The sequence below is a fragment of the Pseudoalteromonas citrea genome (genome assembly GCF_000238375.3).
In the GTDB taxonomy this organism is placed as follows: Bacteria; Pseudomonadota; Gammaproteobacteria; order Enterobacterales; family Alteromonadaceae; genus Pseudoalteromonas; species Pseudoalteromonas citrea.
Window position 1 is genome coordinate 1 of the sequence record NZ_AHBZ03000023.1, and the last position, 13,938, is coordinate 13,938.

Annotated in this window: 17 protein-coding genes; 4 read left to right on the forward strand and 13 right to left on the reverse strand. The window is 41.2% G+C overall.

The genetic code is table 11. The features are described 5' to 3' along the window. The first annotated feature begins 387 nt into the window (after positions 1-387). Positions 388-855: an RNA recognition motif domain-containing protein gene (locus PCIT_RS16270; protein ID WP_010365386.1), complete on the forward strand. Its 468-nt coding sequence runs from the start codon at positions 388-390 to the stop codon at positions 853-855. On the opposite strand, the gene murI is transcribed toward PCIT_RS16270, so the two are convergent. Next, a complete protein-coding gene (gene murI / locus PCIT_RS16275) occupies positions 845-1,651 on the reverse strand; it encodes a glutamate racemase (RefSeq protein ID WP_010365388.1) in 807 nt (268 codons plus the stop codon). The two genes, PCIT_RS16270 and murI, sit on opposite strands and share 11 nt — an antisense overlap. A 66-nt stretch (positions 1,652-1,717) precedes the next feature. Continuing rightward, positions 1,718-2,818 carry a DUF5610 domain-containing protein gene (locus PCIT_RS16280; protein ID WP_010365391.1) on the reverse strand — a complete coding sequence of 367 codons (1,101 nt, stop codon included), beginning with the start codon at positions 2,816-2,818 and terminating at the stop codon, positions 1,718-1,720. A gap of 185 nt (positions 2,819-3,003) precedes the next feature. Between PCIT_RS16280 and trmA the strand changes: the two genes are divergently transcribed. Further along, entirely contained in the window at positions 3,004-4,101 is a 1,098-nt protein-coding gene (gene trmA, locus PCIT_RS16285; RefSeq protein WP_010365393.1) for a tRNA (uridine(54)-C5)-methyltransferase TrmA, read from the forward strand. 7 nt (positions 4,102-4,108) lie between these two features. Here trmA and PCIT_RS16290 read toward each other — a convergent pair whose 3' ends face one another. The 5 genes from PCIT_RS16290 to ccoG form a co-directional block, all read right to left on the reverse strand. Next, complete coding sequence (locus tag PCIT_RS16290; protein ID WP_010365395.1) at positions 4,109-4,558, reverse strand: 2-thiouracil desulfurase family protein; 450 nt, start codon at positions 4,556-4,558, stop codon at positions 4,109-4,111. A 60-nt stretch (positions 4,559-4,618) separates the two neighbouring features. Beyond that, positions 4,619-5,248, reverse strand: coding sequence for a thiol:disulfide interchange protein DsbA/DsbL (locus PCIT_RS16295; RefSeq protein ID WP_010365397.1), 630 nt, complete (start codon positions 5,246-5,248; stop codon positions 4,619-4,621). 15 nt (positions 5,249-5,263) lie between these two features. After that, positions 5,264-5,887, reverse strand: coding sequence for a thiol:disulfide interchange protein DsbA/DsbL (locus tag PCIT_RS16300; protein ID WP_010365399.1), 624 nt, complete (start codon positions 5,885-5,887; stop codon positions 5,264-5,266). Positions 5,888-5,902: 15 nt separating this feature from the next. Next, positions 5,903-6,877: a serine/threonine protein kinase gene (locus PCIT_RS16305; RefSeq protein ID WP_010365401.1), complete on the reverse strand. Its 975-nt coding sequence runs from the start codon at positions 6,875-6,877 to the stop codon at positions 5,903-5,905. 66 nt (positions 6,878-6,943) lie between these two features. Beyond that, on the reverse strand, positions 6,944-8,371 hold the full coding sequence (gene ccoG, locus PCIT_RS16310; protein ID WP_010365403.1) for a cytochrome c oxidase accessory protein CcoG: 1,428 nt from the start codon (positions 8,369-8,371) through the stop codon (positions 6,944-6,946). A gap of 282 nt (positions 8,372-8,653) precedes the next feature. Here ccoG and PCIT_RS16315 point away from each other — a divergent pair, with 282 nt between their 5' ends. After that, positions 8,654-9,013: a hypothetical protein gene (locus PCIT_RS16315; protein ID WP_040697918.1), complete on the forward strand. Its 360-nt coding sequence runs from the start codon at positions 8,654-8,656 to the stop codon at positions 9,011-9,013. Continuing rightward, positions 9,013-9,216, forward strand: a complete 204-nt coding sequence (locus PCIT_RS16320; RefSeq protein WP_010365407.1) for a hypothetical protein — start codon at positions 9,013-9,015, stop codon at positions 9,214-9,216. Before PCIT_RS16315 ends, PCIT_RS16320 begins: the two co-directional genes overlap by 1 nt. On the opposite strand, the gene PCIT_RS16325 is transcribed toward PCIT_RS16320, so the two are convergent. From PCIT_RS16325 to gspJ, 6 genes are read right to left on the reverse strand one after another with little or no spacing between them, the layout of a single operon-like run. Beyond that, positions 9,213-9,806, reverse strand: a complete 594-nt coding sequence (locus PCIT_RS16325; protein ID WP_010365410.1) for a UPF0149 family protein — start codon at positions 9,804-9,806, stop codon at positions 9,213-9,215. The two genes, PCIT_RS16320 and PCIT_RS16325, sit on opposite strands and share 4 nt — an antisense overlap. A gap of 2 nt (positions 9,807-9,808) precedes the next feature. Beyond that, on the reverse strand, positions 9,809-10,567 hold the full coding sequence (locus PCIT_RS16330) for a type II secretion system protein N (protein WP_010365411.1): 759 nt from the start codon (positions 10,565-10,567) through the stop codon (positions 9,809-9,811). Positions 10,568-10,570: 3 nt separating this feature from the next. After that, a complete protein-coding gene (gene gspM / locus PCIT_RS16335) occupies positions 10,571-11,044 on the reverse strand; it encodes a type II secretion system protein GspM (protein ID WP_010365413.1) in 474 nt (157 codons plus the stop codon). Beyond that, positions 11,041-12,249: a type II secretion system protein GspL gene (gspL, locus tag PCIT_RS16340; RefSeq protein WP_010365415.1), complete on the reverse strand. Its 1,209-nt coding sequence runs from the start codon at positions 12,247-12,249 to the stop codon at positions 11,041-11,043. The genes gspM and gspL overlap by 4 nt, the downstream gene beginning before the upstream one ends. Beyond that, positions 12,246-13,232 carry a type II secretion system minor pseudopilin GspK gene (gene gspK, locus PCIT_RS16345; RefSeq protein ID WP_010365418.1) on the reverse strand — a complete coding sequence of 329 codons (987 nt, stop codon included), beginning with the start codon at positions 13,230-13,232 and terminating at the stop codon, positions 12,246-12,248. Before gspK ends, gspL begins: the two co-directional genes overlap by 4 nt. Then, positions 13,229-13,936, reverse strand: coding sequence for a type II secretion system minor pseudopilin GspJ (gene gspJ, locus PCIT_RS16350; RefSeq protein ID WP_010365420.1), 708 nt, complete (start codon positions 13,934-13,936; stop codon positions 13,229-13,231). Before gspJ ends, gspK begins: the two co-directional genes overlap by 4 nt. Between the last annotated feature and the right edge of the window lie 2 nt (positions 13,937-13,938).

Genomic DNA, 13,938 nt, shown 5'->3' on the forward strand with positions numbered 1-13,938 from the left:
GCGCTTTGCTTTATCTCGCTAGGGCTGCGCATGTTACGCTTTCCTATTTTTTTGTCAACACTTAATTTTAAAAATTTTCTTAAGTGAAAAGCTAAACTAAGTTTTACTTGACGCTAACTCGTTTCAATTTGCTTTTCAGCGTGTTGCTCCGTGTCAGTGGGGTCGCATTATAGGGAGATCCTTTTTTTGATCAAGCCTTTTTTTGATCTTTTTGTTTGTTCGAATAAAAAACCAGCAAAACTCGCATTATTTGTTATTTTTGTTTATTTTTAATGCAGTATTCTTCGTTATTTACTGTTTTATTATTGCGAAGTTTATATATATCGCTAATATAGCCACTCGTTTTGTTAAATTAATGTTTATCCCCTGTTTATTGGTAGATCAATTATGAAATCATCAGATCAAAAGCCTTTTATAATCACCATTGCACTTGCTGCTATTGGTTTTCTTATCTTGCAATTTGTATTTTCGAATATTGCATTAAGCACCCCTATCCTTTTTGCCGCAGGTATTCTTGTAGGTGGTTTTGCTGTTATTTTTACTTCTGGCGAAGCACAAGAAGCCAAGCAAGAAGTAAAAACTAAAACTCTGTACGTGGGTAACTTACCTTACAAAGCCAATGAAGGCGTTGTACGTGAACTCTTTTCTGAACAAGGACAAGTTTTTAGTGTGCGATTATTAAAGGATAAAAATACAGGTAAGCGTCGCGGGTTTGGGTTTGTTGAAATGGCGGAACTCGATGCTGATAAAGCAATATCAGCTTTGAATGATCAAGAGTTTCAACAGCGCACCCTGAAAGTAAGAGCCGCGAAACAAAAGCAATACGATAATGAGGAAGAAATTGCTAGTAGCTAATACTGTTAAGGCTAATTAACTTAATCTCTTGCTCAGTAAAGCTAATTTTATCAGGAGCCGTTGCATAAAACTGTAACGGCTTTTTTCTAGATAAGTCACGTTCACATAGAATCATTGTATATTTACCAGCTTGAGCTAGTAACGACTGTACCCTTCTTGCTATCGCCTCGCCTGAATCAACCAATTTCACATCAGAGCTATAAAACTGTTCAAAATGGCGCTTTAATATAGGAAAGTGCGTACATCCAAGTACAATAGTATCCACCTCAGGTGCAATCGCTATTCGGTGTAATTCTGTAACGACTTTGGCGTCTTCTACAAGTCTATTCCAGTAAAGTGCCTCAGCAAACGTCACTAAAGCTGTTGAATGATGAAGATCAACACGTAGCCCTTGAGCAAACTGCTCTATTAGGCTATGCGTATAGGCATTATTTGAAGTTGCTGGCGTTGCTAATAGAGCAATATGTTTAGTATCGCTCAGAGCCGCTGCTGGTTTAATAGCAGGCACAACCCCAACAATAGATATCCTCGTTAACTGTCGTGTGGCTTCCAGTGCAGATGTAGATGCGGTATTACAAGCAATAACAATAATGTCAACGTTGAGCTCTTGTTCATCAATATACTGCACTAACGCAGCTAAACGAGCACGGATCGTTTGTTCAGACTGCAAACCATAGGGTAACAGCGCATTGTCCATCACATAACTAAAGTGTGCACTCGGTATGCTTGCTTTTATATGCGCTAGTACGCTGGTTCCGCCAATCCCTGAATCAAATACGAGTATGTGTGGTGACACGCTTGCGCTCCGCCGCTATCAATTAAGCGAAGTGTGCCACGCACGCAGCAGAAAATGAATCACTAATTATTGAGTGCTGTCTTCTTGTTTATTTAATTGCCCAAAAAAGCCTTGCGCATAGTCTAAAAATTCATTAAGTCTTGATTGACCTTGATTCATCCACTCTAAAATATCAGGTAACTGACTTTCTATACCAAATGCCTTGCCATTTTCATTGATACTCTCAAGTTGCTTATCAAGTGGTTGTAATGCTTTTTCTAAATCTTTCAGAGGATTACTTTGCTGGTACTGACTAATAGCAGCAGTGGTCTTCGTTTGCCTAAGGTCCATTGTGAAGTTTGCTATTTGATCGTTACCAATATTGAGCTCTTTTGCCTTTTCAAATGCATCATCATACTCACCACTGAAAAATGAATCACTGACATTGCGAATGTCCTTCATCATCTCATTAATGGCTTTTTGCTCATCTGCATTTAAGTCGCCATTTACACTAATAGAGAAACTCACTTCTTGCTTATTTTCTTCTGCATAAGCAAAACCCTCGTTATCACCTTCTTTGCTGTAGCTCGCCCCTTTGTTCTGCGAATAAGCATCACTGAACGAAATCACAACTTCATCACCTTCTGCAGTCGTGAAACTATAATCTGCTTGATTTGATAAACTCGCGTACTGTGCAGAACTGACCGACATTTTATCTGGTTGGGGTTCAAATAATGCTTTCTCAAATTCATCAAGTCCACTAAAGATCCCGTCTCTAGACTTCTCAATGCCTTCTTCAATCTCATTATTAAAAATGCTGCTCTCTTTGAGTGCACCGGTGGCTTCATCGATCCCCATTTGCACGCCCTTACGAGCCTCACCTAACATACCTCTGAGCTCATCATCATCCTTGCCATCAGCCTTCGCTTTATTCACTGCTCCTTTCACAAAATCTAAAACATTTTTTACGATAGATTCAAAATCAAACAGTGGCTTTTCTTTTTCTGGTTTTTTCTCAATACCCAATGCTTCCGCCAGTTTGTCATCTAAAAACTTTGCAGCCAATTTACTTTTATCGCCTGAGTAAATGTCTGCATTATTTTGAATGGTCGGCATAAATGCTTTGTTATTGCCTGCTTTAAATGAATTAGCAGGGTTAAGTAATTGATTGAGTTGTCCTATTTTCATAACGTGACTCCACACGGTGAGACAAGTAGGCTGAAAAGCCAACCGTAATGACTTCGTTATCGGCCAGTTTATATAAAGCTAAAGGCTTTTAGTATAGAAAATAAGCGGATTTTTTGCGATTCACTGGACAAATCAGTAACGACGCCTAAAATAGCGCGTCTCTATTTAGTAAGGTAATTCTGATCATGGCCGTCATAACAATTGATACTTCCACTTATGCCCAGCAGCTTGAAGAAAAGCAGCAACGCATTTCTAAACAATTCGCGCGTTTTGATGCACCTGAATTAGAAGTATACGACTCACCGAAAACACAGTATCGACAACGTGCTGAGTTTAGAGTTTGGCATGAAGGTGATGATTTATACCACATCATGTTTGATCAAGCGACAAAGCAGAAAATCCGTGTTGATCAATTTGACCCCGCAGCCCCACTTATCAGTGAATTAATGGCTGTCATGATGGATAAATTGCGCGACAATGAAATACTACGTCGCAAGCTGTTTCAAATAGATTACCTATCTACACTTAGTGGCGAGATCCTTATTAGCCTACTTTACCACAAACCACTTGATGAACAGTGGCAAGCAGCAATGGAGACACTACGCTCTGAGTTAAAGCACACTTATAAAGTTGATTTTATTGGTCGAGCTAGAAAGCAAAAAGTCATTTTCGAACATGACTACGTCACCGAACACTTAAACGTCAATGGGCAGACCTATATATATCAGCAAGTAGAAAATAGCTTTACCCAACCAAATGCCGTCGTAAATGAAAAAATGCTCACTTGGGCACAGTCACTGTGCGCACCATTAGAAAACGATTTACTCGAGCTTTATTGTGGGAACGGAAATTTTTCCATTGCGCTAGCAGGCAGCTTTAATAAAGTGCTCGCCACAGAAATATCTAAACCGTCGGTTCATTCTGCACAATTTAATATTGCCGCGAATAAAGTAGACAATTTAGACATCTTACGCATGTCCAGCGAAGAGTTTACCCAAGCAATGAAAGGCGAACGGAGCTTTTCACGATTAAATGGCATTGACCTTAAAGAATATAATTGCCAAACAATTCTTGTTGATCCACCCCGTGCCGGCATGGATGAATTAACCTGTCGCCTCGTCGCAAATTACGACAATGTTATCTATATCTCATGTAACCCAGACACGCTAGAACGTGATCTAGACTTACTCTGCGAAACCCACAAAGTGTCTCGCATCGCTATTTTCGATCAGTTTCCGTACACCCACCATGTAGAGTCAGGTGTATTTTTACAGCGCAAGTAACTCCTATTTATCCCAGTGCTTTATTAAGTACTGGGAGTTGTTCTTCACTAAACACACGAATACCATTTTGCTCTAGAAGTTGAGCTGTCCAACCCATCCCCATCACTTTACGACCACTATGTGTCCCATCATAAATAGTATTTCTGCCACAAGATGGGCTCGACTCTTTCAACAAAGCAAACCGTATATTATTGGCTTGGCATTGTGCCAAAGCCAATTTGGCCCCACGTGCAAATTCAGCTGATACATCAACGCCATTACCCGTGACTATGCGCGATTCAACAATCTCAGCTGGCTCTCTAGGAATTGGTAACCCGCCAGCCACTTCAGGACAAAATGACACCACCCTTCGCTGCGCAATAAGCTGAGAGATTAATGGGTGCCTCAACGTCTGTGTCTTGCCATCGTATCGCACTGGCTGACCGAGCAAGCAACTCGACACAAGCACTTTATCCAAACTAACACTCCTAAAACAAAAAGCCCCGCTTGTGCGAGGCTTTTTCAGTCTAACAAAATCTTACTTAGCTGCAAGGTAATTGATCAGCTCACTAATTTGTTCTGGTGTTGTCGTTTTAGACTCACGCAAACGTAGCTTGTACTTACCATTAACCACAAAAGTTGGCACGCCAGTTAAAGCACGTTTATCTTGCATTTGCTTTTGCATACGCGCCATTTTCGAAGCCTTAGTGCGAACAGAGAAGCTCTTATAAAGCTTATCAAATTTGTCGCCATCCACCCCTTGAGCAACAAAAATATCTTTCATATCAGCCAGTTCATTAATTTTACCGCGTGTGCCATGTAAATGCGTAAATATCGCGGTCACAATTTGATCTTTTTGTGGCAACACTTCTGCCGTAGCTAACGCATTACTCATGATTTTTTGTACTTTTTCATCACGAGTGCCGACAAAATCCACATGGCTTTTCTTAAACTTAACACCATCATCCAGTTTGGGCTTAACCTTTGCTATCAGCGGTTCAAATGCATTACAAGCCGGGCAATAAAATGAAAAGTACTCTGTCACTTCTGGCTTTTTCGTACCACGTTCAGAAATCACTTCGTAATGAACACCTTCTTCAAACACGGCTGCATTTGCCAACAATGGCATCATCATTGCTACCGCAGCAGCTTTAATCACTTTTAACATTCTATACTCCAATCCTTATTTTTTAAGTAGGTACTTTACCAGCTCATTCAGTTCATCTTGGCTTTGTAATGCACTTACATTAATTTTATATTTATCATTCACAATAAAAGTCGGTACGCCTTTGAGCGCGCCAGCTTTTGAAAACTTTTCTTGCGCATCTTGCATAGCAGCTTCTTCGCTGATAATTGGCATAGTCGCCAGTGCAGCATCAAATTGTGTACCTGTGATGCCATTCACTTCTAGCAATGTTTTTAAATCAGCAATATTATCTAATGGTGCTTTTTTAACATGAATGCTATCAAATAACTTTGCCGCAATCTCATCACCTTTACCGACGCTTTTTGCGACAATATAGGCATAACTCAAATTGCTTTGCACTTGCGCAGGTAAACCACCTAAAAAGTTCACATGACTTTTCTCAAACACAGCCCCCTCAGGTAAATTATCCGAAAGCGCTTTTGCTATTGGCTCAAATTTAAAACAATGAGGGCAATAAAAAGAGAAGAATTCAGTCACTTTAGATGACGAACTTTTCTCGGTAGTCAAAGTTTCGTAATGCTTACCATCTGTAAAGTCGGCTGCCATTGCAAATAATGGTAAACAAAATAACAATATGGATAGTTTTATCTTTTTTAACATCGGTCTCTCTCAAATTTATGGAATTAGTTTCAAAGCGGGTTCATTTAATGCCGCATATTGTTCTTTTAATGCCAAGACCTGTTGCTCCCAGTATTTGTCTGTCGCAAACCACGAAAAGTTCCGGGGGAATGCAGGATCTTGCCATCTAGTAGCCAGCCAACCCATGTAATGTACCATTCTCATCGCTCGTAATGGTTCAATCAAGCCTAACTGGCGCTGGTCAAAGCTGTGAAATTCTTCATAGCCACATAACATGGTATCTAATTGCATGGCTTTTTCTTGCCTGTCACCATTGAGCATCATCCAAAGATCTTGAATGGCAGGCCCTTGCCGGCAATCATCTAAATCAACAAGCAATAATTTATCGTTTGACCACAAGATATTGCCAGCATGACAGTCTCCATGCAAACGTATTTGTGCAGTATCGTAATACGCGTGTTCCGTTTTTTCTATCAGTTGATCTAAGATGGTCAAAAATGGTGTTTCCATATACTTCGAGAGTAACTGACTAGACAAAATAGCCTCTCGCGCACGATGTAAATAATCCTGTGTATTAATGGTAGGCCGATGTGTAAATGTCTTATTACCTGCCACACTGTGTAAACGGCCAATATAACGGCCGAGCATTTCGAGTTGGTCTAAATTATCCATTTCAAACTGTCGCCCCCCCACACTTGGGAACAAGGTAAAACGATAATCCTGATACTCAAACAAAGTTGCGCCATCACGCTGAACGGGCGCAACCACAGGCACCTCAGCCTCAATCAGACTCAGAGAAAATTGATGCTCTTCATGTATCTGTTCATCGCTCCAGCGCTGCGGGCGATAAAACTTCACCACATAACGACAATTGTCATCGGCTTTAAATTGATAAACGCGATTTTCATAACTATTAAGCGCTAACAGCCCGGACTCTGGATAAATACCAATGCTCTCAATGGCGTCTAAAATTAAGTCTGGTGTTAAGTTGGCAAAGCTAAATTCACTCATACTTCTCTCAAATATTAAAAAAGCGGGGTAAGCCCCGCTTTTATCTTATCACTATAGTGTACTGAATTACCGCCCCTTAAAGAAGTTTGTCTGCTGTGATAACTGCTGCTGAGGGTTATCTACTGGCGCAATAACAAATTCAAACTCTGTCACCGGCTTTTTCAAATCATAAGGATCGATGATCACCGACAAAGGTAAATTCATAGAACGACCGGCTTCAACATGTAACTCCAATTTACCAATGACCTCATAATTACTGAGCCCTTTTAACGACACCGAATATGTTTGTGCTACCTGTGCTTTATTAATAACTTTAAGGGTATAGGTATTTTCTACCAGCCCGTCGTAATTAACGCGATATAGCTGGTTTCTATCTCTAATAATATCCAGCTCCATAGGTTTACGCATCGTAATGTTTGCGACTAACGCGCCACATAACACCACCAAAATGAGTAAATAGCCTACCAGCTTGCCACGTACAGCTTTGGTTTTTTCAGATGATGTTTCGAGATTACGTTCCGTAGTATATGAGATAAGACCCGGTGCATAATTCATCTTTTCCATCACGCCATCACAAGCATCAATACATGCGCCGCAATTGATACATTCATATTGTAAGCCATTGCGAATATCGATACCTGTTGGGCATACTTGAACGCATAGATTACAGTCAATACAATCTCCTAACTCCAATTCTTTAGGATCTTGTTTGCGAGAACGAGGGCCTCGAGACTCTCCGCGTTTCTCATCATAACTGACAGTAAAGGTATCTTTATCAAACATTGCAGATTGAAAACGTGAATACGGGCATATGTGTAAACACATGATCTCTCGCATCCAGCCGGCATTACCATAAGTACAGACAGTAAAGACAGCAATGCTCCATAGGGCATAACTACTAGCCGAGAGTGTTAACAGCTCAGGCAGTAGTGTACGAATAGGGGTAAAATAGCCTGCAAATGTGATCGCCGTGTACAATGAAAAGAGCACCCAGCAACTGTGTTTGGCCGTTTTTCGCCACAGTTTGTCAAAATTCATCTCGCGTTGATCAAGCTTTTTACGTTGATTTGCCTTGCCTTCGCACTTCTCTTCAAACCATATAAAAATAAACGTCCAAACTGTTTGTGGACAGGTATAGCCACACCATACTCGACCATAAAACGTGGTCACAAAAAACAGTGCAAATGCTGCAATCATTAAAATAAAAGCAAGAATAGTTAAGTCTTGTGGTAATAAAGTAAGGCCAAATATGTTGAACTGCTGCTCAAATAAATCAAACAAGACAGCTTGCTGCCCATGAAAATTGACCCATGGCAACAGCATGAATGCCAACATACCAATAAACCCTATCCTCTGTCGTAGTAATTGGTGCAAACCTTTAACAGCACGAACATAAATACGATTACGAGGATTAAACCTGTCAGGTTGGAGGTTATCCGGTTTTTGTATCTTAACCTCACTAGGAATATTCTTTACTTTGATTTCATTGTCCATCTCAGCTCCTTAAGCCGCTACGATCGACAGGCTACTTGCTACAGTGACCCTATTAATAATATGGATATTATAAGCAAGCTTAGTAAGTTATGGATATAAATTCACATAAGAATCACTAAACTAATCAGTAAAGCTGACCAAATATAGCGCTTTAGCCACCTATCCATAAACCTAAAGGCATTATTTTAATAAAGGAAATGTCTACTTCACTTGCTTTTAAAAGCAGCATTTTATTACACTGGTACCCGTTGTAATGTTACCGAGATCAAAGTTGCCATCGTTATGAAGAAATTTTTAATATTAGTCATTGTGATACTGGGCTTATTTACCATTGATCACCCGATGATCAAAGAGCCCAGAGAGGCATTGCTAAATCAAGGGGTTGATATACTCAGTGAATCAAGCAAAGTGCAACGTAGCCCAGCAGCAAAACAAGCCAGAGATGTAATTAGTCGAACTATATCACTCAATGCAGAAGAGCAAAGCTATGTTGATGATGCATTGGCAACCGATGATAAACTCAGAGCATTTCATTTACGCTACTGTAAAGAAAGTGATATGAACCTGTACCTGTATGGCCCGACGTTAATGCAAGTGTGTGACATAGCCACTGAAGCACTTCATCAAGCGAAGGGGATGTAATGGATTTTAGTCAGCTTAACAAAGCCCGAGCAGCTTCGTTTAACCAGCAAAAAGCACTGTTAAAAAAGTTAGGTCAGGGGAAGACAATTTTATGCGAAACATGTAGTAAACCCTTATCTCTAGATTTGGCCACACAGGGTATCAAACAAGGTGTTGTGTGCTGCGCTAAAGGCTGCACACATATTGAATTAGAAATAGGCTAGAAGTCGCTTTGCGCATCATATAAGCCACTGCTTAATGCAGCGGCTTCAATTAATTGAGCATAGCCATTGGCAAACTCACTTGCGAGTTCAGCTTGCTGGGCAATAAACTCTATCGGCACCGCTCCTGTTTTTTGGCAATATTCCCTTACCTGAGACTCCGCCAAGGAGAAAAAGCTTAACTGCTCTGTTGCCATTTGTAGCGCTTGCTTCAATTCATCGGATAAGGCCTGTGCATTTAGTAATTTTTCATAATAGGGTTCAGCACCAACTAAAAACCCTTGGCTCCAATGTTGACGCAATGTATAGCTACTTGTTTTATCCCACTCTAAGCGGTATTGCTCAGTGTAAACACGTTCACTAATATCATGATGAAATGCCATAAACGCAAACATGACATCCTCAGCTAACGCATCATCATCGGCTGTGATAATAGCTATCCACTGCTCTACTTCCACCGCGTCTGGAGAGCAAATTTGAGCGAATAAATAACCAGACACTTGCGCTAAATTAAAAGCACCCTCTCTCATTGACAAATATTGGGTTAATAATTGTTGGTGTGCCTCGGTATATTTAAAATCAAGTTCAGTCATCGTTATAGATTCACCGGGTAACGACCGTCGGCATCTGGACGACCTAAAAACTTCACAGCATCATGCACTTCTTTTGGTAATGAGGCCTGTGGCTTGATATTACCCGCAACTCTAAATTGAAAGTGCTCTGCGAGCACTGCATCAGCCTGAAGCCCCAAACTATTATCAGGGTCAACTAGTACTGCAATATCGCCCGACTTACAACTAAGCGACCCTCCTAATGCCCCAATCTCAAACCATCCACTTAACCCTTGTACACTGATACCTGGGCTACGTATTTCACCCGTTAGTGCCTGACAATACGGCATCCCCGTGCTAAATGTATCAATGTCTAATAACACGCGTCCTTTAGCCTGAACGGGCAACGGCAGTGTAACCTGTGACATCGCTTGCTCAACACTAAACCTTACTGTGGTATCAGTTAAAGTGACAGATTCATCCATCAGGCCGACAACAAATAGGCCTTTTCCTGAAATCTCACTTTTGTCTCTGGCATTACCAAAGTTGAGATTACCTTTTACGTCACCAAGGATCAGCGCACTGGCTTGCAGATCCCAGCGCACATTATTCAGTTGGATATTATTTACACGTACTTCACTGACTTTCCCTTGCCACACAGTGCCCGTGACCACCCCCAATTTTAATGAAGGGGGAAGCTGCTTATCTACCAGTTGTATAAACACAGCAGCAGGCATGGAATATAGCGTAAAAGCTAAAAATGCCACAATGAGGGTCAACGCTAAGCTAATTATTCTCTTCATATTTTACTTCTCTAATACTAAGCGACTGACACGTACATACCCAGGCAAATCTCCCTGAGCAATATCCAGGTTTTCAACTTTCAAGCCATGCTTATTCGTTAATTCATCAACCCAAGCTATCAATTGGTTAAACTCAACAGAGTCAATATTTACTCTCAACGAACCATCACTTGGTTGCATTTTACTAATGTTAATATTGTACTTACCACGGGTGCGATTCACCAATTGAGATAGATTGACACGGCTGGTATTTTTAATGGACGACGTTGCTTTTAGCGTACCAACACTGCTGGTAACCCATGCAACAAGCTCTTGTTGACGCTGTTTGTCTTTATATGCCTTATCGACACCGTCGCTTAACGGTCGAAATATACCCATTACTAAAATAAAAATAATAAAGATACCGCCAGCCAGCATTAATAAACGCTGCTCTTGTTCTTTAAGTGACTGCCACTGCTTTATCAATTGCTGCTTCATGACTCACCTCGCAAACGGATCTCACCGATAACCACATCACCATCATTATTTAATGAACCCTGCTGAACATCTAAACCACGCTGCTCTAGGATTGCTTTAACTTGGCCAAATGTTTGAAAACCGCTGGCTTGGGCCCGAATACGCAGTTCATTACGACGACGGTCATAACGTAACGTCTCAGGGGTAAAGCCCTTCACTTCCCCATAAACAGCAACAAAATGATTGGTTAACTCTAAAAAGCCGCCTTGCTCTGCGCCGCTCAAACCTGCTAATTCATTTTTTATTTGCTGACGTAATAAATGAGGGCGAACCACTTTTCCTGGGAAAGCTTTTTTATACACATCAACAGCCTGAGCTCGGTAGTCATCCGCCTGCGACTGATAAATCACCAACTGCGTACTCTTAACTGCAATAAATGACAGCACAGCCACTCCTGCTGCCATCACTGCGCTACGCCAATCACGCCACCACTGAGGCTGCTTTTTCGCCGCAGCAAAAATACCCTGCTGCAAATTAAAGCTTTGATTCTTTAATTGCTTAGCAAAAATAGCCAATGGCAAGTCGTATTCACTTTGCTTGGCAACTTTAGGAGCAACTTCAGGCACTGACTCCGCAGGGCTATAGTGCTCAATATTATCAGGGGCTAATGCATGTAAATAGTCAGCGCCCCAATTCCTTTCTATTGCACTGATGTGCCATTGACCAAACCGACAAACCCACTGCTCGGCTAATTCCACCATGGCTAGTGTTTTATGCTCTGGTTCAGGGAGCAATAAGGCATCTGGCGTAATACGATGCAGCTCAATATCAGAGTCAGTAAATAACGTGATCCACGACTGTAACCAAGCTTGATCACACAAAGCAATCTGTATGCTGTGTTGCTCGTCTTCTTGAACAGGCTTACCGATGGCAATAAACACGTCGTCAACATCACATGCTAATTGCTCTTCTAACATAAAAGGTAAAGCTTGTTCTAATTTTCGACTCCATTTCGTTGGTAAAGCGACTGTTTTTAATTGCACCTGAGAGCTGGGCAATAACAGTACCGTTTCGCGTGTGGCCGCTTTCTCTGTCAACTGAGGTAGCTCATCACTATTTGCTAATTCACCACTGGCAATTATCTGCTCATCGTGAGCTGAAAATATTAACCAATGTACCGAGTTTTGCTGAGACTGACCAACTCGGATCACCAATTTTTCTGTCACTGTACGCCTCCAAATTTGCGCGCTAAGATAGTCGCTTGACCTTGATTTATTTGTATAATTGAGGTCATAGTAAAAAGCCGTTCATCAAACTCAGCTTTCGCGCGTAACTTAAAATAATTACTATCTACGGTAAATAGTTTGCTTGGTTTAGAGCCTTTGCCTGAACCTTGATTCGCCACTTCCGCATAGAATTCATCTACTGTATCAAATCCTTTTTCTGGGCGTGCTGAAATAACTGCCTCAGCGCCAGATTCAGATAAACCATCTATTAATGCGCTTAGTAATAAAGCTTGCTCCGATTTTACGGTATTAACATTAATATTTAACTCTGTATTACCCGGGATAACGCACACATAAGGTAATAGCTTTTTCATTACGAGCGGATTAAACCCTTTAATGACCCTTAGCTCTGATACCGACGCTAATAAGTTGTTAGCAGTTAAATAAGGCGTTTGCCGAGACATATATTCATCCTCTTCTGCCCCAGAGCCAAAAGTCATACTGTCTTTATCTAACCAGTCATACAAGCTATCAGCTAATGCATCTTCACTTTCTTCTAGTGGTAAATCTTCAATATTTTTTAGCAGCTCTAACAGTGCAACATGTGCAGGATTTGTTTTTATGGTGTTCCCGGACTGACTGTTATCTTTAGGCGCAGCCAGCGCATTTAAGTTTAAACAGGCTTGTAAATCGGTTACTTCACCACTTAAAGTACCATCATCCACAGGGTAAGGGACTTCTTCACGTGCCCATGCTTGGTCTAAATGTACTTTATCAGGGTCTTCTTTTTTAGTTTCAATCAACACCTTTTTTATCAATTCTTCGGCACCATAGCTGTACCACTTGGCTTGCTGGTGTGACTGAATATTTTGTGCGCGTTGCACTTGCACCATTAAATTAGCCGCCATTTCAGAGGCGATCGTGGCAGCCAATGCCACAATAAACAATACAATGATGAGTGCTGCACCGCGTTGCTTTGTCATGAACGGTCTCCCGGATTTCGCGGCTCATTTCCAAAGTTACGTCCATTGTTTGGGTCATTGCGCCCATTGCGCCCATTGCTTGACCCTGTGCTCGCTTGCTGCTCTTTACCATCACCGGGCGTTAAAAATAATCGACGAATTGGTTCTGCATCTTTAAATTGAATAGTAACCGCCACGGCCAAAGGCAATGCTTTTTTCTTCCAATCTTCTTGCCATTTTTGCTTGTCATCTAAGAACTCAAATTTGAGATCTTCAATATTTTTTAGTAATACCTGCACTCTTGGATCTGAGCCATCTAGCTCATCCACATAAATTCGATAAATCCGCTCTAAATTATCATCAACAACACGATAACCCACCGCTTGTAGTTCTGAACGAGGAAGCAAATTAATTGGATTTGTCCAGCCATCACGGACAAACGCGATGCCATCGTATTGACTATTCATTGCGTAGCGTCCGTGAATAATATAACTCTCGTTATTATCACCGGCCTCATTGCGTACTTCGCGCTTTGTCATTTGATTAAAGTCTTGGTCCATCAAACGAAACGCGGTTTGCAACGACTCAAGTTCACCGATGACTTCTTCTGAAGCTTCTTTAGCTCTGAGCGTTGAATTCAAAATCTGATGAGTGGCCAAAATCACAAAGGCTAAAATCCCCAGCGCTACCATCACTTCTAATAAGGTAAAACCGCGTTGGCGCATTA